This window comes from Coleofasciculus sp. F4-SAH-05, from assembly GCF_040222985.1.
Classification (GTDB): domain Bacteria; phylum Cyanobacteriota; class Cyanobacteriia; order Cyanobacteriales; family Coleofasciculaceae; genus Coleofasciculus; species Coleofasciculus chthonoplastes.
Genome location: NZ_JAVKBY010000217.1, coordinates 1 through 22882, shown reverse-complemented (window position 1 = coordinate 22882; position 22882 = coordinate 1). Strand labels below are relative to the sequence as shown.

Genomic DNA, 22882 nt, shown 5'->3' with positions numbered 1-22882 from the left:
CCGATGGATTGGTGTGCAGTATTTGTGGTTAATGATTTGAAGCTTCTGGATAGATGTGGAAATATCAAACTGCCCGGTTTTTCTAACTGTGACTCGACCAACATGAGTACCTGCGTTTTTCCCTTTGGGGACAGCAGCCTTGACCATATCCCCAGTCTGGAAGCCGTAAACCTTTTTCACCCTAGAACGAACAGCTGGGCTACAAACTGGAAAGCATTCGTAGGTGTCTTGACCTCTTTAACGTAGGCTTTCAAGCCTCAGTCTGGCTATCTTGTCCACAATTGTCCTGTGTTGAGCGGATAGCACGCCGCGTACAACAGCGTGAGATCGACACAGAAGATTACGGTTGGGGTGGAACCAATCGATCAATTCGCGCTGTCGCGATTCGTCGGTCTAAGGAAGCCCCTTGGTTCGCTTTTTGTTGGAGTGTATGAGAGACATTATCGGTCATGGAGCCTGGGCTATGCATAGAACCACTGGACTCTGAAGGAGTGGAGTCTGATTTGGCTGAGGTAGACGCTGAATTGGTCGCACTACTGCTCTTGCTGCTCTCTTGGCGACTGGTTTTCCTTGAATCTTTCGATCTTGATGCCCGTGATTTCATTTGTATTCTCCAAAGTGTTACTAAGATACTTTGCTACTTACAGTTAAATAGTTAATAGGGATAAGGCTACGGGAATTGTTTGATTTGTGCAAGTCTTTGGTTGTATAACTTTACAAAAATTGAAACACTTCTGATAATTATCGGAGCTGCCGGAATTTCTTCCTGTATGATAATCAGGAAAGGCATTGTAGCCAGATGCCATGCCCAACTTTTTTGTCCAGTCAACCCACCTAATTAGGAGGCGAAGAAAGCGGGAAAATTTGTATAAATGATTTGTGAAAATAAATGGGGTTAAAACCCTTACCCTGTAAGGATTGTTAGTTCACAACTGATTTAGACACCCCAGAATTTAGCGTTAATCAGCCGTTGTCATGTGTGGATTTGCCGGATTTATTAATTTCCAAGATGACCAACACCCCCAACACGATTGGGCATATTTGACCCAGATGGGGCAACCCTTGCGACGCCGTGGTCCCGATGACGAGCAAGTGGTGAACTCACCGCCGCTTTGGTTGATTTATCGCCGACTCTCGATTATTGATGTCCCTGGAGGAGGGCAACCGATTTGGAATGAAAACCAGACGATGTGCTTAGTCGTCAACGGGGAAATTTACAACCATATTGAGTTACGCTCTCAATTACGAGAACACCATGACTTTCGGACTCAATCGGATGCCGAAATTGTGCTGCATTTATATGAAGAACGCGGTTTTGAAGCCCTCACCGCCCTAAACGGGATGTTCGCGATCGCGCTGTGGGACAAACAACGACAACAACTATTTCTGGCACGCGATCGCTTGGGCATTAAACCCTTATATTACACTCAAGTCGGTTCACAACTGATCTTCGCCTCCACCCTCGCCTCCCTGCTGGCTCACCCCAATACCCCTTGGCATCCTCAGTTCCAAGACTTAACCAATCTCAGCGCCACCACATCCTACGTTCGAGGCATTCATCGCTTAGCTGGGGGACATTACCTGTTGTTCGATGCCCACACTCAAACCGTAACGCCTAAATGTTACTGGAACCTAGCCGATTACTTAGTTACCGAACCCATCCCTGACAGCCGCACTCCCAGCGATTATATTCAGGACTATCGGGAATTATTTGTCGATAGCGTCACCAAGCGGCTAATGAGTGATGTACCTGTAGCAGCCAGTTTGAGTGGTGGACTCGATTCTGGAGTCATTGTCGCCATTTCCCGTCAGATTCAACCCGATTTACACTGCTTCAGTATTAGCGATGATGATACGCGGCAAAATGGAGATATTGACGCCGCCGAACAGCTTTGCCAACAATTGCATCTGCCCTTTCATCCCCTGTGGTTTGATACCGAAACGTTCTTAGAGCAACTCGATTTTTCTTTGGAGACATTTGAATATTTTATTGGGTTAATTGATGCACCTAAATTACACCTAGAATGGGTTTATAAGCACGAACTCTATCGCTATGCGAAAACTCTAATGCCCGATCTCAAGGTGATGCTGCTGGGACAGGGGGCAGATGAATTTGCCGGAGGGTACTCAAAAGCCGAGGATAAAACCACCCAAACCTGGCAAGAGTATACATCAGAATTAATCCAAAAAGAACAGCAAAATTTACAACTCAAAGAGCCAACTGGACTCGATGACGGTTCATTTATATTCGACTACACCCTCAAATCCTATCCTTCTGGTTGCACTCCCTTTCAAAAAGAAATGTTGATGGGCATTTATTCCCTACAAGACTATAACCTGTGGCATGAAGACCGCAGTTCCATGAGTCAAAGTATCGAAGCTCGTGTCCCGTTTTTAGATCATCGTTTGGTCGAATATCTTGCCGCCATTCCGCCCCAGCATCACCCGACACTGTTTTGGAATAAAAGGATTATCCGCCAAATGGCTCAAGCCTGGTTGCCCCACAGTTTCATCCATCGCCAAAAATCTCACGCCACAGAACCTAAACTCTACAACTCGATGAAGCATAAAATCGTACAGCGAATTTTTCCAGCGTTTAAGCAAAAATATCTGGATAATCCGGGTCAGCTCTTGATTGATATCGAGCCAGAAACCCTGCTAGAGTGGTTCGAGCAATCCTCACACCAGCAAACTTATAGTATCGCCTGTGAGCAGTTATTAACTGGGATGAAAATGGCTGTTTTTAAACAGATTTGCTCCCAGCGGAATTCTCCGGTAACTGGAGAGTACTTGTATCGGCGATCGCCGTTATATTTCACAGATTAAACGTCACATCAATTTCAGCCTATCAACAACTTTAAACAATCCTCAAAACCCGAACAGCCATGACTAACTATTTTGTGATCAAGAGCAAACTTAATAACTTAGTTCTCCAAGTTGACAACACCAATCATATTGCTACAGATTTCGGTATTCAATCCCAGCATATCTGGGTTGTAACCGCTCAAGAAACCCAAGCCGATAACCAACTGTGGATGCTGAACCCGCAAGGACAAATTCAGAGTAAATTGAATGGTTTAGTTCTGGATATCGGAACGGAAAATTTACTGACTCTTTCTGATCAATATCACCAATACTTAAACTATCTCAGTAGTCAGGGTCTAGTTTACCCTCCCCTTTTAGTGACCTCTCCTCAAGATGATAAGCTGACTCAGCAATGGACAATAGAATGGAAACAGAATGCGTTTGCGATTAAAAGTAACCCAGATGGTAAGGTATTAGATATTTTTGGCGCTTTACCTTCAGAGTTTGTGCCAATTACCCTGGCGCCATTCTCTCCCAGTGCGCTCAATCAACAATGGGAAATTATGACTCCTGCGTCACCTTCAGCATCAGGAACACGGGACACCTTGAATTCTGGTGAAATTCTCAAACCGGGTGAATGTCTAACATCAGCGAACGGAGTTTACTCCTTCTGCTATCTGACAAATTCCAATCTCGTACATTATGAAAATAAAGACAAGCCAACTATGAGGGTTTTGTGGCAAGCCAACAGCCATTTATATCCTCCTGCTTACCAATGCCACTTGCAACAATCGGATGGAAAGTTAGTCGTCTTCAATGTACCAGGTCATGCGACTTGGTCTAGTCAGAAATTTGGTTCACAGTACCCACCAAGTCAACTGATTGTGCAGGATAACGGTCATGTGATTATATATGACAAAAACGGTGCGCCCTATTGGGATTCGCTAGAAGAGACGAATGGGTCTTAGATTACCGTAGCTGCAACTGTAGCTTTTTAACACTTGGAACAGATACATTTAACCCGGAAAAATCTAATAGGTGTTCCGAGGGAACTATGAATTGCATCGGCAGCAGGGACACCCTCGCTGAAAATTAGGATTGGCAAGGGTTATGGCTTAACTTGTCACCAATGCCCTGCGCCAAGTTAGGGACAATCGCGATTAGAAATAGTTCTATCGGGTAGAGTAGTATGACAAAATACTGCACCAGTTAAATCAGCATCTTGTAAATTAGCGCGACTCAGGTCAACATCCCAAAGGTTCGCTTCGCGCAAATCAGCATTGGTTAAGAAGCTATTACTCAAATCAGCACCTCTGAGGTAAGCACCATTTAAATTCGCATTATTAAGTCTGGCATTACTCAGGTTCGCTTCTCTAAGATTAGCGGCTTCCAGATTAGCACCATTGAGTCTAGCCTTATCTAGATTGGCACGTCTGAGATCAGCGCCTCTGAGTTCCGCTAGAGTGAGAATCGATTGAGACAGATTGGCTTCACTCAAGTTGGCTAAACTTAACTGCGTTTGGGTTAAGTTAGCACCAATGAGACTAGCATTACTTAGGTTAGCCGCTTTGAAGTTAGCTTCTCTGAGATCCGCACCCCTGAGATCTGCACCACCGAGAAAGGCGCGAGTTAGATCAGCATTTTTTAAGTCAGCGTTGCTGAGGTTGGCATTAATCAGGTCAGCATAGTTGAGGTTAGCATCACTGAGAATCGCTTGAGTGAGATTGGCTTGACTCAAATCGGCATAAGTCAAGATACTGTGACTCAGGTTAGTATTACTCAAATTGGCATTGGTTAAGTCACAGGTAGAACATTCGCCAGTGTCTTGTAACTGTTTCAGATGGTCAGGATTTTCCGCGTTTAGAGGAGTGGCTGACCAAAAGGGTGTTAGAAGTAAGAGGATAGCCAGAATATTAAGTTTCATATAGTGATTGGTGATTAGGGATTAGTGACTGGGGAATTCTTCGCAACCCGCCCCGACTCCTCCATCTCTCCCATCCTCCATAACACAACGAGAAGCCCAAGCCCTTATGTACTTCTCGGTAATCTGGGCAGACGCGATCGCGAAAATTCCGCAATTTCACTGATTCTAACTCCTAGAGTAAGGAACTATGCTTAAAAAGCAGATACCTACCAACAATTACTCCAAGCGGCTACCGCCAGATATCACGCTTTATTATATCAAAGCTATAGTCAACTTAGTTTGGATGACAAAATATTTATCGAGAATTTCCGCTATTACAAACAAATGTCTTTGAATCAGGTGGTTCAAACGTTAGACGAGCAACTGAGGCAGATCCAAGGTAAGGATTATTGGAGTACCCGTGAAGATACTACATTATTTAATGTGAGTATTGATCGATAACCTCTAAAGTAACCCGCTCATCCGCCTGGGAATCAATTCCCAGGCTCATAGCCCAAGTCGTCTGAAGACGACTCAGTAAAAATAAAGGCTCATCCTGATTATCAGAACATGATTCTATTCAAAGGAGCAATTATGTATTAGTTAGTCCGTTTTAACGGACTTTTGCTATAAGCCTTGAAATTGATTTCAAGGCGGTGTAACAGCGTGGCAATACGTTCCAATCAATATGTTAACGTGGTGGGAATTGATGTAAAATGGTGTGATTACATGGCAACAAAGCTAATCAATATGTTATCATTGTTGGAAATTTATTCCCGGTTATAGGTGAGGGTGAGCAATTTATTGTCCAGTTATGGTGAAATCTGCTCATCCGCCTGGGAATCAATTCCCAGCCTCATAGCCAAAGTCGTCTGAAGACGACTCAGTAAAAATAAAGGCTCATCCTGATTATCAGAACATGATTCTATTCAAAGGAGCAATTATGTATTAGTTAGTCCGTTTTAACGGACTTTTGCTATAAGCCTTGAAATTGATTTCAAGGCTGTTTGACAGTTAATCCCAATTATCAAGATATAAAGTTATGGCGCTTTGGCGGCTTTACTATCATCTCGTCTGGGCAACAAAAGAACGCCAACCGTTGATTATTCCTGCACGAGAGCTGAAATTATATAGCTATATTATCGGTAAAGCTGATTCGCGAGGTTGCATTATTCACGCCATTGGGGGTATAGAAGATCATATCCATTTAGTGACATCTATCCCGCCCAGCCTTGCGATCGCGGATTTTGTCAAATACATTAAAGGAAGTAGCGCCCATCAGTTTAACCAAGATTCGCCTCCCACATCAGCCAAGTTTGGTTGGCAGCGCGGATATGGTGTTTTTTCCCTGGGAGGCAAACAACTTGATCAAGCGATTGCCTACGTGAGTCAACAAAAGCAGCATCATTCTCAAGGCACAGTAATCCCATCCTTGGAACGAGATAATTATGAAGATGATGCTCCAACATCCCGATGAGGTATGATATGGAACCAAAATAGGCACAGGAATTATCTTATTGCCTATTGCCTGTTCCCTGTGACACACCGAGCGAAGTCGAGGTGTTGCCTCTCCCCACCACAATACTTATTCAGCAGTCCCTAATTTATATCAGTGACATTGATCTGAGTGTAATCAAAAAAAACATTAAACTAAAGCTTTTGTCGCTGAAAACTTTGATTTGGGAATGTCATAAGGGCGATAGTATATATCAACAATTTTAGCTAAATCAGCTAAGGTATAATTCGGATTAAATAACGATAAGTTTAGACAATGAAAAAAGGCAATATCCATTGTCAATCCTAATTGCTGACAAAAGTTTTCTGAGAGTCTACTTCCATTACGTTTATGCCGCAGATGCCGAGCGACAAACAGTTGTCTTAAAACAATGAGTTTTTGGAACACAACCTCGATAATCCGGGCGGGCGACTGCAACCCTGTCATCTCTCGTGTTGGACTCGGCGTATTCTGTTCAAATCTAAAGTGAGCATCTTTGAGTTGAAAAATTAAACACAGTTGCTGTACGACTTGGACTTGGAACAAATGTTCTAGTTGTTCAACTCGCAACGCTCCTTGCTGTTTCAGATACAATCCCAGAGGTTGATCTTCTGGACACAACTGAGCCAGTTTCGTGACAACACGGTTACTCACCCACTCGTATTGCTGAATCAGCGAGAGTAACCCTTGATCATTCAACTGGTTGGCGGCAGTGATAACATTCCCATTCTCTACCCAAATATAATAAGACGACGCATCTCTTGACTCCGATCGCGATCGCAGCATCAATACGCCGCTTTTGTTTCCCTGATCAATAAATCGAAAAATTTCCGACAGAGAAAAATCCGAAAGAAACCCTGTAATGGACATGGCTGGTGAATTGAACCCCTACAACTATTGTCTCGATTAACCGTTAAACTCAATCGCGATCGCCAGATTCGGTCAGGTCGCGATTTATAATGAGTGGGTGTTGTTGTTGGCGATCTTGCTCTGTGACCCAAACTCCCCTTCCTAATTCCCGCTCCTCTACCGATGTAGTAAACGAACAACCGGATGCCTTAGGGCGTTTTGGCAAATTTGGCGGCAAGTATGTGCCGGAAACTCTAATGCCAGCGCTGTTCGAGTTAGAGCAGTCGTTTAAACAGTACCGCAACCACCCCGATTTTCAGCAGGAATTGCAACAGTTATTACGCGATTATGTCGGGCGTCCTAGTCCTCTATATTTTGCTGAGCGTTTAACCACCCACTATGCCAGACCCGATGGCGGTGGAGCGCAAATTTATTTGAAACGGGAAGACCTAAATCATACTGGCGCTCATAAGATCAACAATGCCTTAGCCCAGGTCTTATTAGCCAAGCGGATGGGCAAAAAGCGGATTATAGCAGAAACCGGGGCAGGTCAACATGGTGTGGCAACGGCAACAGTTTGTGCGCGGTTCGGCTTGGAATGCATTATCTATATGGGTGTTCAGGATATGGAACGCCAATCCCTGAACGTGTTTCGGATGCGGCTGATGGGGGCAAAGGTGCAACCTGTTGCGGCGGGAACGGGTACGCTCAAAGATGCCACCTCGGAAGCGATTCGCGACTGGGTAACGAATGTGGAAACCACCCATTACATCCTCGGTTCAGTCGCCGGTCCCCATCCCTATCCCTTGCTCGTGCGTGACTTTCAGGCGATTATTGGTCAAGAAACCCGCACGCAATGTCAAGAGAAATGGGGTGGCTTACCGGATATCTTGTTAGCTTGTGTCGGTGGTGGTTCTAATGCGATGGGACTCTTCCACGAATTTGTCAACGAATCCAGCGTTCGCTTAATTGGTGTTGAAGCGGCTGGGGAAGGTGTCACCTCTACCAAGCACGCTGCTACCCTAACCTTAGGGCGTCCAGGTGTGCTGCATGGGGCGATGAGCTATTTACTCCAAGATACCGATGGTCAAGTCGTGGAAGCCCACTCTATAAGTGCGGGACTCGATTATCCGGGTGTTGGACCTGAACACAGTTATTTGAAAGATAGCGGTCGAGCAGAATACTATAGCGTCAGCGACCAAGAGGCGATCGCAGCGTTTCGCCAGTTATCGGAACTCGAAGGGATTATTCCCGCCCTAGAAACTGCCCACGCGATCGCGTATCTAGAAACCCTCTGCCCTCAACTTCAGGGTAGTCCTAAAATTGTGATTAACTGTTCCGGTCGCGGTGATAAAGATGTACAAACAGTTGGTAAGTTTATTCAGTTAGACTCCCAGGATTAAACGGTGCGGTCAAGATCTGTTTTTGTGATGAGTGGATTCCTGCTACTAAAGTTAGGACTCAGTAGTTGTGATTTGGCGTTGAGTGTCAATCAAACCCCGGTGAGTCAATCCGAATCTCCTGCAACTGTGTCTCCACAGTCCAATGATGGTGAATTCACCAATTGGGAAGGGTTGGTGCATCAACAGATTAATCAATATCGGCGTTCCCAAAACCTGCCCCCATTAACCGTAGACGCGAGCATGAGCAAGGAAGCCAGACGCCACAGTCAGGCAATGGCAACCGGGCGTGTTCCGTTCGGTCATGGGGGATTTGAACAACGAGTCCGGGCGATCGCCCAATCCATGTCCTATCGCCAAGCGGCGGAAAATGTCGCCTATAATCAAGGCTATTCTGACCCAGCGACACAAGCGGTGCAAGGCTGGTTAAAAAGCCCAGGACATCGAAAAAATATTGAAGGGGATTTTGATGTAACCGGGATCGGCGTCAGTAAAAATGCCAAGGGAGACTATTATTTTACCCAGATTTTCATCAAGCGGCAGTAGTTTGTTATTTGTTCATTATTGATAATTCCTAATCGAGATATCTGATGACTAATCCACCCATCGAGAAAGACGTGGCAGAATTTCAAGTGTGCGATCGCGATCTTCCTGACGCCCTGCTGAAAACCTATCTAAACGCCGAAGCGATTGCTGTTGATACAGAAACCATGGGGTTAATTTATCAGCGCGATCGCTTGTGTCTGGTGCAACTGTGTGACCCCCAAGACCGAGTTACGGTGATCCGCATAGATAAAAAACAAACCGAAGCCCCTAATCTGAAGCAGTTGCTGGAAGCCCAAACCGTCTTAAAAGTCTTTCACTTTGCCCGTTTCGATCTCGCCATCTTACGCCAAAATCTGGACATCTACGTCCAACCTGTATTTTGTACAAAAATTGCCAGTAAACTTGCCCGTACCTATACCAACCGCCATGGGCTGAAAGATTTAGTCATGGATCTCGAACAGGTGGAACTGGATAAAAGTTCCCAGAGTTCAGATTGGGGGAATCCTAATAACCTGTCGGATGAACAACTTCGCTATGCAGCAAATGATGTCCGTTATTTGTTGTCTGTGCGGCAGAAACTGATTACCATGTTGCAACGAGAAGATCGCTGGCAACTTGCCCAAGAGTGCTTTGAGGCGTTATCCGTGATGGTGTCTTTGGATTTACTCCTCTATCGAGATATCTTTGAGCATTAAACTGACTGGTATGCTGGTGGGCCCTTGCGAAGCCGAAACCCACCCTACAATATATCTTTGACATTAATCCTAAAGAGTGGCTGTGGCTCAAGGGTGGATGAACCGAATTCCACCCAAAGTGAGAACTGCTAGGATAAAAAAAAGGAAGTGTCAATAAGATTGCTGGATTTAGAAGTTTCCCATGCCCATGACTGCTCAAGTTATTGTCGAAAAGAAAAAACTAGACAACCCGCCTCTAGAGATTCACTATCTGGGCGATCGCGTTCTGCGTCAACCAGCCAAGCGAGTGGCTAAAGTAGACCAAAGCATCCGACAGTTAGCCCATCAGATGCTGCAAACCATGTATAGCGCAGATGGTATCGGCTTGGCAGCACCACAGGTTGGAGTAAATAAACAAATCATTGTTATCGACTGCGAACCGGATAACCCAGAAAATCCCCCCTTGATTCTGATCAACCCCACGATTAAACGTTTTGGTCAGAGTATATGTGATGCTCAAGAAGGTTGTTTAAGTGTTCCTGGCGTCTATTTAGATGTCAAACGTCCGGTAGAGGTGGAAGTTGCCTACAAAGATGAGAATGGACGCCCGAAACGATTAAAGGCAGATGGTTTACTATCTCGCGCCATTCAACATGAAATGGATCACCTGACTGGGGTTATGTTTGTGGATCGGGTGGAAAATGGACTGGTTTTGGCAGAAGAACTGCAAAAGTATGGCTTTTCTACCCAAGCGGTTAAACCATTTAATTCTTAGGCAATCTCAGCCTAACCGTGCCAATGTTTTGTCCATGGAGCAATCCATGGACATTTTACAACGGACTCGGTTTTTTTGTATTTTTCGTTAGGTTTAATTGAATGACACCAAAAAGCGGTTTATTTTTGATGGGTTCCTGTATTACCGCAATTGCGGCTGTGGGTTCAATTTTTGAACTCTCTTCAGGAACACCCCAGTTAGGTGCATCCGTCACGGAAATTATCCTCGCGGGTAGTATTCCCTTGAGTGGCTTTTTGTTCTACGCGGCTGTTCGTGATGCGAGGGCAAATCAGTAGAATTATTTCTCCCTGGGGTTTGGCGTCCGTTTTCTGTTGTCCTTTAGAATTTTAATTGTAGGGGCACGGCACATAAGAGCCCCTACGAGGTCTTTGGTAAACTCCGACGGAGGAAGCAAACCCCTTGCTAAAACACGGTTTCCAAGCTCACGGACATTACTGATGACTGGTCAACATTGCCGTGGATTTTTACGACCTCTGGCTGGCAGAGGTACAGCCAGACATTTATCTCCCTATCCTTTGTCTGAGGATCAGGAGATAGTGATTGGGCGTGATCCAAGCTGCCAAATTGCCTTAAACCCGAATCAATATTTAATTGTATCGCGACGTCATGCCACGATTCGTCCCTGTTCACCCTGGAAGCAGGGCTGGGAAATTTGTGATCTCAATAGTATTAATGGGACGTATGTTAATGGGTATCCGTTACGGGGATGCTGTCAATTGCATGCGGGCGATCGCATTGAATTGGGTCAAGATGGTCCTCAGTTTATTTTTGAGTGTCAGTTCAGTTCATCTTCGTCCCTAGTCTCACCCGTTTCTTCGGCTTCATCGCTAACACCTGTCAGCGTGATCGGACATAAAACTCCCGATACGGTTACCTTTAGCCAACTGTTTCCCCTCGCTTCAACGGGACAAGATTTAACCCAAAAGGCGTTTCTGAGACCCGCCATTCTCACGGTGGTGTTTGTGGTGTTAATGTTTATGGCGGTCGGTAAGCCAATGGTGTTTAATCTGCTATTGGCAACCTATTTAACCGGCGCGGCTTCTTATTTTGTCTACCAACTCTGTGGTAAACCGAAACCGTGGTGGGTGTTCTTGGGATGTGCGATCGCGACGGGTTTAATTTTAACCAGTCCGTTGTTACCTCTATCGATTATCGTTTTTCGCGACATCTTACCGGGAAGCTTACCCGAAGAAGGGGAACTGATCAGTTTCACGTCTCTGCTAATCCGTATGTTTTTCGGGGCGGGTTTGATGGAGGAGTTACTCAAAGCCCTGCCCATTATTGGGGCGTATTTCTTGGGTAGACTGTTACGTTCCCCTTGGCGAGAACAGATTGGCGTCTGGGAACCTCTGGATGGGATTCTCTTAGGTACGGCGTCAGGAGTGGGTTTTACTCTGTTGGAAACCCTAGGGCAGTATGTTCCTGATATTATCGATAACGTGACCTTTCAAGCAGGTCAAGGATCGGCTCAACTGATGGGATTGCAATTACTCATCCCCCGTCTACTGGGTTCGGTCGCTGGACATATTGCCTATAGTGGCTATTTTGGCTATTTTATCGGCTTAAGTGTTCTCAAACCGCGAAAAGCTTGGCAAATTCTGGCAACGGGTTATCTGTGTGCGGCGATTCTCCACGCCTTGTGGAATGCTAGTGGGTTTGTCAGTAGTTTATTGTTAGCGGTGGTGGGGATTTTGTCTTATACCTGTTTAGCCGCCGCCATTCTCAAAGCCAGGGCAATCTCGCCGACGCGATCGCAAAACTTCGCCACCCGTTTATTTTAACGGTAAAAATCCCCTACTCACCCTAAACATAAGCCAGAGAGCAGAGAATTTATATATATATTGGAGGGATTGACAAAAGCAATATTGGTTGTTCTATGCCAGAGCCAACATTACTTTTGCCAGTCAATATTTTATGCTTTGATGAAACTGATCAACCCTTATTCTCTGGTGCTAACTCAACACACTCATGTTTTGTAGAACCTTATGCACTGATAGACAGTTTCTGCTTTTATCCCTGAGAATGCAGGTTTAGTCAGCGTTTTTGATTAAGCTAAATTTAGAGTCCACGACTCTAGAGAACCTGAGTCACCCGCAGAACAATCATTAATAATCAATTGCCAAGTACCAGCAGATGAGCGTCCTTCAAACACGGACAAAGTCTGAGTTGCACAATAGTTACCACTGGGAATCACCGCATGAGAAGCTGCTACTGAGTCAAAGCTACGGGAAAAGTTATCGTTAAAGCTGTAATCCCCATTCAAGTCGTTGCTATAGCCACTGGACGAAAATTGTGGTTGTCCGGGACGCCGGAACAAGTCAACCACAATCCCGGTTTCGACATGACGCAACTGGGCAATCAAGTCGCCCACCCAAGTATGTTCTAAATTCTTTAGAGTTACGGTGACGTTACTAATCGCGATATTTTCAGCCACCACAATCTCATCTTGAAAACTAGCCACTCCATCGGGAATGTTGCCACCACCACCGCACCAACTGGAGTTCGCAGATGTGGCAATTTTAGCGTCTACAGTGGCAGTTGAGGTACGGTTCATCAGTTTAGACATAGGTTATAACTCCAAAACATGATTAAGTTGACAAAAGGTAAAACTCCGCTAGCGATCGCGAACTCATAATGTTAATAAACTTTGCGCTTTGTTACGCACTGTTAATGCACCCTTATTTTTTTCTAATTTCGCGACCATTCAATACTCTCCTCTTAATTAATAATGGCATTAGTTTGGCGTTTCTATCTAGTCCTTCTGGGGATCTTTACTAAAAAAAAACAATTTAAGGTATACTAAATTGACATATTTATTTCCTGCATCCCTTTCCTGACCAGTGATTCAGGCTTAAGCCGTCAACATTATTGTCCCCATGTTTATGTGAATTTAATATAAAATTACATCCTCTATAACTTTGATTAATCTCTGACGAGAGATTAAAAATCTTTTGCAAAAACTGAGCCTGTACGCTGACAGAAGAATTCAGACTACCCATTTTGAACTCACCACGCTTAAAAGTATTAAGTTTAAAGCTTTATCGTGTAAATTTAGTTTCTTTTTAGTAAAGATTTGTTGCATCATCGGCTAAAAAATTTTGGGGCTATTAATCTAAGGTATTATCTCTTGACAAAAGAACTTCTTTATGTATCTCCACCAAAGCCAGCCCAGCCATTTTTAACCGAGTACCGATCAGCCCGGTTTGTTCAACAGGCGGCTCTAGGAGACTAAAAGCCAATCCGTGACTTTGTTCAACTCGATCGTGTTTGTCTAACTGAGGTAGCTTTCGGCAGGATATCGGTGTGACGTTCTCGATCAGGAATCAGCACTTAAGTCACAGCCCGTTAGGGTTTACGGCTCCCACAAATCCACACTTTACCCTTCAGCCGAGTGTGGCTCATTGACTGTACTTAGTCTGAAATCCAGGTTTTGTCATACTGGCGTATGACGTTGTTACACCAATTTGCATGATAGGGCAATCGGCTCACGTTGGCAACCACCTAACTGGATTAATTTCAACTAATCTTGTTAACTTTTGTTAAGTACACGAACAGGGAACATCATATCGAGGACTTCAACACTTCCACAACGACCCAGTTTCCGTATTTCCACGCATCCAAAAGTGCCGATAATATGCTCAAGAATAAAATTGGATGAGGTATTAATTTTTAATAGATTAAGGCTTAAAAAAAAGGCTAGGGGATTCCTCTTGTTGATTACTCTGCTGGTCTTTTTTTAAATAAAAAGTAACCCTTTTTGCCACGGCGATTAAAATCGCTGCTACACAAACATAGGCGAAGCCTATCTATAGCAGTAGACACATCGATTAGGACTTGCCGAACTGTTGTTCCAGACGTTCCGCCGGAACGTCTGGAACAAATGATGTGTCCTAACCGCTATGGCGATTGCTATACATCCAAGCCAGATACCCGACTTCTTCAAGAAGTCGGGTATCTCTGCACTTACCAGTAGCTAATTTGCCGATCTCGTTCTGCTGGAGCGAGTATGCCATCTCCTTTAGCACAAATAAGTGCAGCTTTGCCTACGGTTTGAAAGTCCTCACCAGTGGGAAAGCTGGTAAAGCCGTACATCTGGTCAAAGAGCCAGAGGTTTCCTTTTCTTTGATAATCTGTAGTCGTTGTCATTGTTTTCTCCTCGGAATAGTCCAGGCGTTAGATTAGGATTTTGAAAGTCTATTATGTTAATGCGGCACAACTCATCCTACTTCCACTAATAAGATAGGATCAGCCGCACCGCCGAGCTGAGTATTACAGCGAGTTTATTCCGCTGTCGCCAGTTCTGTGCTACCACCACTCCGACGACGGGTTAGGGTGTTGAAGAGCATTTGACCAATCGCTTTAATCAGATTTCCTTCTAATTCCTGGAACAGCTTCATATTCATGCCAAATGCCGCATTTGCCTCATCAACAATCCGTTCGGCTGTGGCGTCATCAATGGGGAGTTCATTCAAGGCTTGGCGATACTCGGATTTGAAGGCTTTTTCGTCAGGAATGTCTTTAAACTCGTAAAATGCTGTACCTTCACCCTCGGATAAATTCATCGCCCGTTGAGCAATTTTTTTCAGGATTTGTCCCCCAGATAAATCGCCCAGATAGCGCGTGTAGCAATGGGCGATTAACAGTTCTGGTTCAGAGGCGGACACATCCCGAATTCGCTGCACGTAGTCTTTCCCGGCGGCTGAAGGCGCTACTTGTTCGCGCCAGTTGGCACCGTAGTAATAGTACAAGTCTTCCTCTAGACTTTTCTGGCGATTGAGTTGGGAAAAGTAGAGTTTTGAGAGAACTGGATGTTGGCGATGGCGTTCCATTTCTTCTTCCATCGCACTATAGACGAAGTAGAGATTGGCAACGAGTTTCCGGTAGGAGTTCTTTTCGACGACGCCTTTCAAAAAACATTTGACAAATCCCACGTTTTCTGCCATGGTGTGGGCTTTTTTGGTTCCCTCACGCAACTGGGTGGCTAGATTGGTACTCATGTTAAATTTCCTATACCTAAGGTTAACGACTTGTGTATTTTTGCGTCCAAAACAGATTTAAAACTGTCCCAAAGGCTTAGGTTAAACTGATATGATGAAAATTTATATTAAAAATTGTGAAGTTTTGGTCATTGGTCATTGGTCATTGGTCATTGGTCATTGGTCATTCGTCATTCGTCATTCGTCATTGGTCATTCGTCATTCGTCATTGGTCATTGGTCATTGGTCATTGGTCATTGGTCATTCGTCATTCGTCATTGGTCATTGGTCATTCGTCATTCGTCATTCGTCATTCGTCATTGGTCATTGGTCATTGGTCATTCGTCAAGTCGGGGCGGGTTTATTTACATCTGGGTGTAACCGAAAAGATAGTAGTGAAACCCGCCCCTACACAATTTGCCCCATCTCCCCCATCTCCCCTCTCCTGCTACAGGCTCAATCCTGCAAGATTGTTTTGGACACAATCCGAGTTTTCTTGCGATCGGCGTCTGAGAGTTCTTCACCAGATTGCAAACGAGTCGCGTTGGTTTGCAGAACCGTGGCGGCACTTTTATCTCCCATTTGGATTGCAGTATTAGCCGCCGTTTGTAACATTGTGGCAGCGCCAGAGCGATCGCCTGTTTGCAGTTTGGCTTCGGCGATTTGAGTTTGCCTGTATTTGGCTAATGCCAGAATCGATTGTTGGACTTTGGTATTGGGAGACGGTTGATAGGTACTCTGAACGTTAATCTCGACGGGAACCTGTTCCGACTTTAACCCCTCTTCCCCTGTCGCGGGGTCATCATACCGCACTTGCAGCTTCGCGATCGCCTGATACCCAACAGACAGTTGTCCCATATACAGATTTGCCAGAATCACCCGTTCGGCATCTGTCATCAAATCGCCCAAGCGGATGACAAATTGATCGCCTTGGGGTTGTAGGGGGAGTTCAATCGTATCCGGGGCAACTTGAGCAATGGGTTTGAATTCGGCAAACCGCACACCATCCATTAATTCACATAATAAGTAAGCATTGGTCAAGCCAACGGCTTGGATACGGTTAAACAAGCGTCCAAACTCCTGCACCGCTTGCTCCGGCTGTTCAATATAAGAAAGCGTACCACTGCCCGAATCGGCAATTTTTTCTAGCACATCTTGGTTCCAACTTGCCCCAAATCCCAGGGTATTGATCGTCAGCTTATGCTCAACCGCGAATTGGGCTAATGTTAAGCAGCGGTCATTGTCTCCATGTTCATTTTCGCCATCCGTCAGCAGAAACACCTGAGACACGGCGTCAGCTTTTCCCTTAGCTACTTCTGCAATCCCCAGTTTCAACCCCTCATCAATCGCCGTTCCCCCATCGGCGGACAGTTGGCGGATTTGGGATTTAATCGTGTTCAGATTATCGATCGCTTGATTAGGAACCAACACTTTGGCACGATGATCAAAGGCAATCACACAGATGCGATCGCCCTCCTTGAGTCGTTCAATCAGTTGCATTGCCGCTTTTTTCACCGTTTCTAGGGGACGCCCATGCATCGATCCGCTGTGATCGAGAATTAAGCATAAATTCAGCGGCAGCGACTGATCCTCCGATTGGGTAATTGCCCGAATCGCGATCGATAACTGACGCTGGGAACTGGGTTGATTGGCATCAAGATTGGTATCGCTGAGGGCAGGGTGTAAACCAACTTTCATGTCTAAAACTCCTAAGCCAGTAATAAAGATGTAACTATAGTAACCTTGGTGTAATACATCTGTACTAATGAAGGCGTGAGGTGGTTCAGGATACACCCCGAATCGCCATCAATCAAAAGAACTACCCCAGGCAACTTCACAAGCACGCTACTATGTTTTAAAGATAGCGCCATTATTGCATTCCCGAGGATCGTCAGGAACCCCACGGCTATAAGCCGGGGGCTTGGAATTTAGCCCGTACCTGACCAGCCTAAGTGGATGGTGCACTACGTTAACGGCAAGCGTTGTAGAGACGCGCCATGGCGCGTCTGTACCTACCTTGGGATGCTCTAGAACCGAGTGGTTAAACAGGTGTACAAGGGTTAAGAAGCGTGCCACTTGGAAAGTACCGACCGTTAACTTATGCGAGGCTAACGTCACCCCAGCAATGGGAGTTAGGGGCAACCATACCCCAAAAACTAACCCTTATGCGTACAGGTTGAAAACTTTGAGCTTGTAATTGCCCAAGCGAAAGACAAATGCAAGATGTCACCGGAGCAAGTAAATCCAAGGCGGTAAGGGTCGTACAGACGCGCCATGGCGCGTCTCTACAAATATCGCAGTCGTGTACACGGGAAATGGAGCCGATACATTCTCCCTTGAGAGGAAGTCCTGTCAGACTGCTGTTTATGTAAGAGGGCTTGCTTCCGTTCGGCTGACGCTCACGGCGAAAGCATCCCCATACATAAATGACAGGGGTTTCCATTCGCCCCCTTACCAACCCCAATTTATGATGAAACGACCGATTCAGGCAGTTCAATCAACTTACTATGGTCGGCAAAACTACCGCACCCCGCCACCGGATTTACCGTCACTGCTCCTTAATGAGCGGATTGTCTATCTGGGTTTGCCCTTGGTGCCGCAAGTTACCGAATTGATTGTGGCAGAACTTTTGTATTTGCAGTACGACAATCCCGATAAGCCGATTAAAATTTACATTAATTCCACGGGAACCTCCTACCAGGGTCAAACGATTGGCTTTGAAACAGAAGCCTTTGCCATCTCTGACACGATCAATTACATTCAACCTCCCATCCATACCATTTGTATTGGTTCGGCAATGGGGATGGCAGCGATGCTGCTGTCGGCGGGGACAAAAGGCTGTCGGGCAAGTTTACCCAATGCCTCAATTGTGCTGCACCAACCCAAGAGTTATGCCCAGGGTCAAGCCACGGATATTCAAATTCGGGCGAAAGAAGTGCTAGCTAACAAGACGACCATGTTGGATATTTTTGCAAAAAATACGGGTCAATCTGCTGAAAAGATTGCCAAGGACATGGAGCGGATGTTGTACATGACTCCTCATGAGGCAAAAGAGTATGGCTTGATTGATCGCGTGTTAGAGAGCGATGAAGTGCCGGCTGCTATAGCCACCAGTGCGTCCTAATCCCAACTCTGGCACTCAAGGGTGAGTATTTGTGGTTCTGCTTCAGGACAAACATCCAGATTAATGCCTAAACCTACCCGGAGCAACTCAAAACCAGGTTCCCTTGAGCAAGCGCGTTGGGTCAAAACTCAAAACTTAGAACTCAAAACTTAGAACTTTTTCTAGAATTCGGAGTAAATTATGCCTATTGGCACCCCCAGAGTCCCTTATCAACTTCCCGGTTCTCCTTACAGCGATTGGATTAACATCTACGATCGTCTCTACCGGGAACGGATTATTTTTCTGGGTAAAGAAGTCGATGATGAGATTACTAACCAGATCATCGCGGTGATGCTTTACCTGGATTCTGAAGACAACAACAAAGATATTTATCTGTACATCAATTCTCCTGGTGGTTCAGTTACCGCAGGCATGGCGATTTATGACACCATGCAGCATATTAAGTCGGATGTGGTGACTATCTGTGTCGGTTTAGCGGCGTCGATGGGGTCCTTCCTGCTGACGGCTGGGAAGCAGGGGAAACGGTTGGCGTTACCCCACTCGCGGATTATGATTCACCAACCCTCTGGGGGTGTGCGGGGACAAGCGACGGATATTGAGATTGAAGCCAGGGAGATTTTGCGTATCCGGCGTCAACTCAACCAAATCTACGCGGATAAGACGGGTCAAACGGTTGAGAAGATTGAAAAAGATATCGATCGCGACTTTTTCATGTCCGCGCAAGAGGCGAAGGAATACGGACTGATTGACCGGGTGATTGAGGAACGAGCAAGTTAAGATAGACAGAATCGGTGGGGCAGTTCTAAAATACTGCCTCTATCTCTATCAGTGCTTGTCCTAGAAATGAATCTGGCGGATTGTTATCGATTGTTAGGTTTAAGTGATGGCGCCTCTCGATCGCAGATTAAGGCATCGTATCGGCGTTTGGCACGCCAGTGTCATCCGGATGTCAATGTCGGTGACGGGCTGGCTCAAACTAAGTTTATTGAGTTGACACAGGCGTATAAACTGCTGCTGAATGCGATTAAACCGTCTGGGACAAATCAGTCGGCTGAGGATTCCCAGACGGTTACGGTGACCAAGCATCCGCCAGCCAAACCTCCCTCGATTCCTACCCTATCAGAGATAGAATATCAGCTCAAATGGACATTCTATGAGCGTTTACAGCAATTACTCAAAGAACAACGCTTTGCCCGTGCGATCGCGCTGGTTGAGGGGTTGGCGCAACGAATCCCCCAAGATCCAGAGGTGCGTCAGTGGCAAGCGATTACCTATCAATGTTGGGGACGATATTTGGTTAAGGATGGGCAATTAGATAAGGCGAGAATTTATTTGAAAAAAGCCCTGAAAACTGACCCCCATAATCGTTCACTGTGGGCGGAAGTCGAACTCGATTTTCGCCGCATGGAACAGATTGTTTAGTAATGCTTAGAAATAGTTACAGATTTTTTCAGTTTTGGGTGCGATCGCTCTTTTTTTTGGTATACTTTTATCATGGGAAAATGTGCCGACCTATAGACTCGATACTTATCACTTCAAAGGTTAACCCTACTGAGAGCGATACGTCCTATCGGATACGCTGGCGCGGCGCGATCGCATAATTTCCCCAGTCGTTGATAATCTTATCTATACAAGGGAATTAGAGGGGAACCTATTAACTCTAGAAACAGGGCGGGTTTAGTCACATCGAGGTGCAACCGGAAAGATAGTCGTAAAACCCGCCCCTACAGAGGATCGCGTCGCCCTTTCCTCAATCTCCGGATTGGGGAAGATTACAAAATTTAAAAGAAATTGACGAATTATTAGCGAAAGGATAAATTATATTTCTCTCCTAGCAAAACTTAGGATAGACTTGAAACAGCTACCCTAGAGGAGCTTTAAATGTTTCGTTTTTATGCCGTTGCATCAGCGTTAACCCTAGCTAGTGCTATAGGGTTGAGTTCTGAGGCGCTGGCTCAATCGGTTGATATTCCATTTACGGCTAGTGTTCCAATTGAGGTAACCTTTGATCAGGTTGTCCTTGGTACGGTGGAAACAACGGCTAGCGGTGGTTCAGTTCAACTGCCTAATGTTATAGAATCCGTCAATCCAGCAACGGTGACGTTACAGTCTAACACCCCTGCGACCCTAACGGTTTCGCCGCCTCGCCTCATCTCTGGGTCAACACCTGATCCGGATGGAACAAATTATGTCACGTTTGTCAGCTTTGGTACACAACAGGTGACGGCGGATACGGGGGATGTGACGGTGAATCTTCCGGTGGGAATTAGTGATTTAGAAGTCGATATGCGTGTGGAAAGACCTGTACCCTTTCCGGCGGGGACTTACAATTATGCCGTGACGCTGACGGTTATCCCTTAATTCGCTTATCGATAATTGGTTTTTATGTGCATATACCTTGAGGAGGTTTCCCATGATTCGTCGTTTAGTTTTATCTGGTTTTGTTCTGGTGGGTGCGGTGGCGTTTAGTCCGAACGTTTTGGCGCAATCTGTCGATGTTATTTTTGAAGGGAATGTTGGTGAACAGTGTAGTTTTGCGACTCCGGTTCCGGGTATATTAGTGTATTCTGGCGGTGGTACTGGAAACCCTCCACCAAATGTGATTACTTCTGATGCACCGGGAGGTATATCGGGTACGGTTGATGTTTCCTGTAATACAGATTCAGCAAACCTTCAAATCAGTGATGCCCGTTTTGTGTCGTTCACACCCGCTGATCCACAGTTCGATCCTCCTTCTGGTACTTTACCCCCAGGTTCAGATGCTGACTTAGATGTATTGGCAACGGTTCCAGGTGCTGAGACAGACTATAACGGTAAGGCTGACGGTAGCAATAGTAGTTCTGGCTCCCCGATGGCAATTTTTCCTCCTCCTTTTAACACTGGTGCACCCCTTCAACAAACCGTGGAAGTGGATCTGAGTGTTGATCAAGCAGGAACTTTGGAAGCCGGAATTTATCAATATGCTGTCACCTTAACAATTGTGCCGTAGGAGGTTTGTAGTAAGGGCTTTAGCCCTGATCAAATTCCGCGCGAGTCGAGTTGATTAATCGGTTGTGCTCTTTAGGTTAGCAGGGCGAGTGCTCTTTAGGTTAGCAGGGCGAGTCGAGTTGATTAATCGGTTGTGCTCTTTCGGTTAGTGCAGCGACTCGCCCCTACCCCCTACCCCCTACCCTTCCCTGATACAGCTATGACTTTCGCTTTTAATTCCGTCTTGCCAACCGTGACTCGCCTCAGTCGCTGGGCATTATCTGCGGCTTTACTCTGTGCAGGGGCGGCGCAAGCGCAAATGAGTGTTTCACCTTTAGTGATTGAAGCCCAAGCCAATCGCGGTCAAGCTCAAGCAATTATTAATGTTACCAATACCAGTAATCAACCCTTTCGGGGACGAGTTTATGCTGAACCCTTTACCTATGGGGATAATGGGTTTCAAAGCTTGGAGTCTAGCCCTAACGATTTAACGCCTTACCTGCAATTTTCACCTAGGGAATTAACTGTACCACCGGGAGTGCAGCGACGCATCCGTTTAATTACTCGCTTTCCACCTAGTTTGCCAGACGGGGAATATCGAGCGGTTGTGTTTACGGAAACGCTTCAGGAAACGACGGATAGTGGTGGCAATTCTGTGGCGTTGACTGCACGAATAGGCACAACGGTTTATGTGCGTCAGGGAGATTTATCGCCAAATTTGACAGTGGAGAGTGGGAGTTGGAATTCAGAACTAGGACAGATTCAAGTTTTGGTGAATAATACTGGAATGGCATCGGCTAGAGCAGCGGTGAGTTGGAGGTTAAAGCAGGGAGATACGGTTATAGATATGGGGAGTTTGAAACCGACGGGAATTGTGGCTGAGAGTGAGCGTCAGTTTCTATTGAATTATCCTGATGAAGGGCAATTGGCGGCGGGTCAATATCAGGTTACGGGGGAGTTGATCTGGGCGGAAGATGATCAGCGGCGTACACAGCCGTTTGGTGTTGAGTTGATGATTCCTACGCCGTAAATAAGGGGCGATCTCGTGGTTGAGCCGATTGGTTCTGAAGTTTTGGCTGGTGGGCAGTGCCCACCCTACGGTATATCTTGGGGTTGATCGTTTTTAACGCAGAGGTTCGCAGAGGTTAACGCAGAGGTTCGCAGAGGGGTATTGGTGGCTTGAGTTTGGGTGTCGATGGGCTTTGTTTTTTGCTGTTTATTTTGCTTTGTTCGGCATACCTGAGGTGGTGGATTCTGTTTGGTGGCAAATTGGGATAATTGTTGGTTTGGTTGCAGGGATGGCGGCTAAGGCTGGTTCTGTTAGCGATTCCCGTTTTCATGAGACTA

At 45.7% G+C, this 22882-nt stretch carries 23 protein-coding genes; 16 read left to right on the top strand and 7 right to left on the bottom strand.

What is annotated here, in order from left to right; all coding sequences use genetic code 11:
- Positions 1-340: 340 nt before the first annotated feature.
- Entirely contained in the window at positions 341-469 is a 129-nt protein-coding gene (locus RIG27_RS27095; protein WP_446350271.1) for a hypothetical protein, read from the bottom strand.
- A 506-nt stretch (positions 470-975) separates the two neighbouring features.
- Between RIG27_RS27095 and asnB the strand changes: the two genes are divergently transcribed.
- Both asnB and RIG27_RS27085 read left to right on the top strand, forming a co-directional pair.
- Positions 976-2826, top strand: coding sequence for an asparagine synthase (glutamine-hydrolyzing) (gene asnB / locus RIG27_RS27090; protein WP_446350270.1), 1851 nt, complete (start codon positions 976-978; stop codon positions 2824-2826).
- Between the two features lie 59 nt (positions 2827-2885).
- Entirely contained in the window at positions 2886-3773 is an 888-nt protein-coding gene (locus RIG27_RS27085) for a hypothetical protein (protein WP_446350269.1), read from the top strand.
- A gap of 176 nt (positions 3774-3949) precedes the next feature.
- On the opposite strand, the gene RIG27_RS27080 is transcribed toward RIG27_RS27085, so the two are convergent.
- Positions 3950-4729 carry a pentapeptide repeat-containing protein gene (locus RIG27_RS27080; RefSeq protein ID WP_446350268.1) on the bottom strand — a complete coding sequence of 260 codons (780 nt, stop codon included), beginning with the start codon at positions 4727-4729 and terminating at the stop codon, positions 3950-3952.
- A 1021-nt stretch (positions 4730-5750) separates the two neighbouring features.
- Between RIG27_RS27080 and tnpA the strand changes: the two genes are divergently transcribed.
- Positions 5751-6185 (top strand): IS200/IS605 family transposase, encoded by a 435-nt coding sequence (tnpA, locus tag RIG27_RS27075; RefSeq protein ID WP_446350267.1) that lies wholly within the window; start codon positions 5751-5753, stop codon positions 6183-6185.
- Between the two features lie 168 nt (positions 6186-6353).
- Here tnpA and RIG27_RS27070 read toward each other — a convergent pair whose 3' ends face one another.
- Positions 6354-7073, bottom strand: coding sequence for a DUF4388 domain-containing protein (locus RIG27_RS27070; protein WP_446350266.1), 720 nt, complete (start codon positions 7071-7073; stop codon positions 6354-6356).
- Between the two features lie 122 nt (positions 7074-7195).
- Here RIG27_RS27070 and trpB point away from each other — a divergent pair, with 122 nt between their 5' ends.
- From trpB to RIG27_RS27040, 6 genes are all read left to right on the top strand, one after another.
- The gene (trpB, locus tag RIG27_RS27065; protein WP_446350265.1) at positions 7196-8455 is read left to right on the top strand and encodes a tryptophan synthase subunit beta; all 1260 of its coding nucleotides are present in this window, start codon (positions 7196-7198) and stop codon (positions 8453-8455) included.
- A gap of 27 nt (positions 8456-8482) precedes the next feature.
- A complete protein-coding gene (locus RIG27_RS27060; RefSeq protein ID WP_446345403.1) occupies positions 8483-8998 on the top strand; it encodes a CAP domain-containing protein in 516 nt (171 codons plus the stop codon).
- A gap of 44 nt (positions 8999-9042) precedes the next feature.
- Positions 9043-9693: a ribonuclease H-like domain-containing protein gene (locus RIG27_RS27055; RefSeq protein WP_446350264.1), complete on the top strand. Its 651-nt coding sequence runs from the start codon at positions 9043-9045 to the stop codon at positions 9691-9693.
- Positions 9694-9880: 187 nt separating this feature from the next.
- Positions 9881-10447: a peptide deformylase gene (gene def / locus RIG27_RS27050; protein WP_446350263.1), complete on the top strand. Its 567-nt coding sequence runs from the start codon at positions 9881-9883 to the stop codon at positions 10445-10447.
- A 101-nt stretch (positions 10448-10548) separates the two neighbouring features.
- Positions 10549-10743 (top strand): hypothetical protein, encoded by a 195-nt coding sequence (locus RIG27_RS27045; protein WP_006098114.1) that lies wholly within the window; start codon positions 10549-10551, stop codon positions 10741-10743.
- 162 nt (positions 10744-10905) lie between these two features.
- Positions 10906-12249: a PrsW family glutamic-type intramembrane protease gene (locus RIG27_RS27040; RefSeq protein ID WP_446350262.1), complete on the top strand. Its 1344-nt coding sequence runs from the start codon at positions 10906-10908 to the stop codon at positions 12247-12249.
- Between the two features lie 266 nt (positions 12250-12515).
- Here RIG27_RS27040 and RIG27_RS27035 read toward each other — a convergent pair whose 3' ends face one another.
- The 3 genes from RIG27_RS27035 to RIG27_RS27025 all read right to left on the bottom strand — a co-directional run bounded on the left by RIG27_RS27035 (position 12516) and on the right by RIG27_RS27025 (position 15465).
- Positions 12516-13034 carry a proprotein convertase P-domain-containing protein gene (locus RIG27_RS27035; protein ID WP_446350261.1) on the bottom strand — a complete coding sequence of 173 codons (519 nt, stop codon included), beginning with the start codon at positions 13032-13034 and terminating at the stop codon, positions 12516-12518.
- A 1397-nt stretch (positions 13035-14431) separates the two neighbouring features.
- Positions 14432-14614: a hypothetical protein gene (locus tag RIG27_RS27030; RefSeq protein WP_446350260.1), complete on the bottom strand. Its 183-nt coding sequence runs from the start codon at positions 14612-14614 to the stop codon at positions 14432-14434.
- 134 nt (positions 14615-14748) lie between these two features.
- Positions 14749-15465, bottom strand: a complete 717-nt coding sequence (locus tag RIG27_RS27025; RefSeq protein WP_446350259.1) for a biliverdin-producing heme oxygenase — start codon at positions 15463-15465, stop codon at positions 14749-14751.
- A gap of 138 nt (positions 15466-15603) precedes the next feature.
- On the opposite strand from RIG27_RS27025, the gene RIG27_RS27020 reads away from it, so the two are divergent.
- Complete coding sequence (locus RIG27_RS27020; RefSeq protein ID WP_446350258.1) at positions 15604-15825, top strand: hypothetical protein; 222 nt, start codon at positions 15604-15606, stop codon at positions 15823-15825.
- A 75-nt stretch (positions 15826-15900) separates the two neighbouring features.
- Here the strand turns inward: RIG27_RS27020 and RIG27_RS27015 are convergent, their stop codons facing one another.
- Positions 15901-17142: a vWA domain-containing protein gene (locus RIG27_RS27015; RefSeq protein WP_446350257.1), complete on the bottom strand. Its 1242-nt coding sequence runs from the start codon at positions 17140-17142 to the stop codon at positions 15901-15903.
- 772 nt (positions 17143-17914) lie between these two features.
- On the opposite strand from RIG27_RS27015, the gene RIG27_RS27010 reads away from it, so the two are divergent.
- The 6 genes from RIG27_RS27010 (at position 17915) to RIG27_RS26985 (ending at position 22565) form a co-directional block, all read left to right on the top strand.
- On the top strand, positions 17915-18568 hold the full coding sequence (locus RIG27_RS27010) for an ATP-dependent Clp protease proteolytic subunit (protein WP_446350273.1): 654 nt from the start codon (positions 17915-17917) through the stop codon (positions 18566-18568).
- Between the two features lie 180 nt (positions 18569-18748).
- Positions 18749-19345 (top strand): ATP-dependent Clp protease proteolytic subunit, encoded by a 597-nt coding sequence (locus tag RIG27_RS27005; RefSeq protein ID WP_446348624.1) that lies wholly within the window; start codon positions 18749-18751, stop codon positions 19343-19345.
- A gap of 66 nt (positions 19346-19411) precedes the next feature.
- Positions 19412-19990, top strand: a complete 579-nt coding sequence (locus RIG27_RS27000) for a J domain-containing protein (protein WP_446350272.1) — start codon at positions 19412-19414, stop codon at positions 19988-19990.
- Between the two features lie 459 nt (positions 19991-20449).
- Positions 20450-20929: a hypothetical protein gene (locus tag RIG27_RS26995; protein ID WP_446350256.1), complete on the top strand. Its 480-nt coding sequence runs from the start codon at positions 20450-20452 to the stop codon at positions 20927-20929.
- Between the two features lie 52 nt (positions 20930-20981).
- The gene (locus RIG27_RS26990; RefSeq protein WP_446350255.1) at positions 20982-21557 is read left to right on the top strand and encodes a hypothetical protein; all 576 of its coding nucleotides are present in this window, start codon (positions 20982-20984) and stop codon (positions 21555-21557) included.
- 198 nt (positions 21558-21755) lie between these two features.
- Positions 21756-22565: a P pilus assembly protein, chaperone PapD gene (locus RIG27_RS26985; RefSeq protein WP_446350254.1), complete on the top strand. Its 810-nt coding sequence runs from the start codon at positions 21756-21758 to the stop codon at positions 22563-22565.
- Positions 22566-22882: the final 317 nt, after the last annotated feature.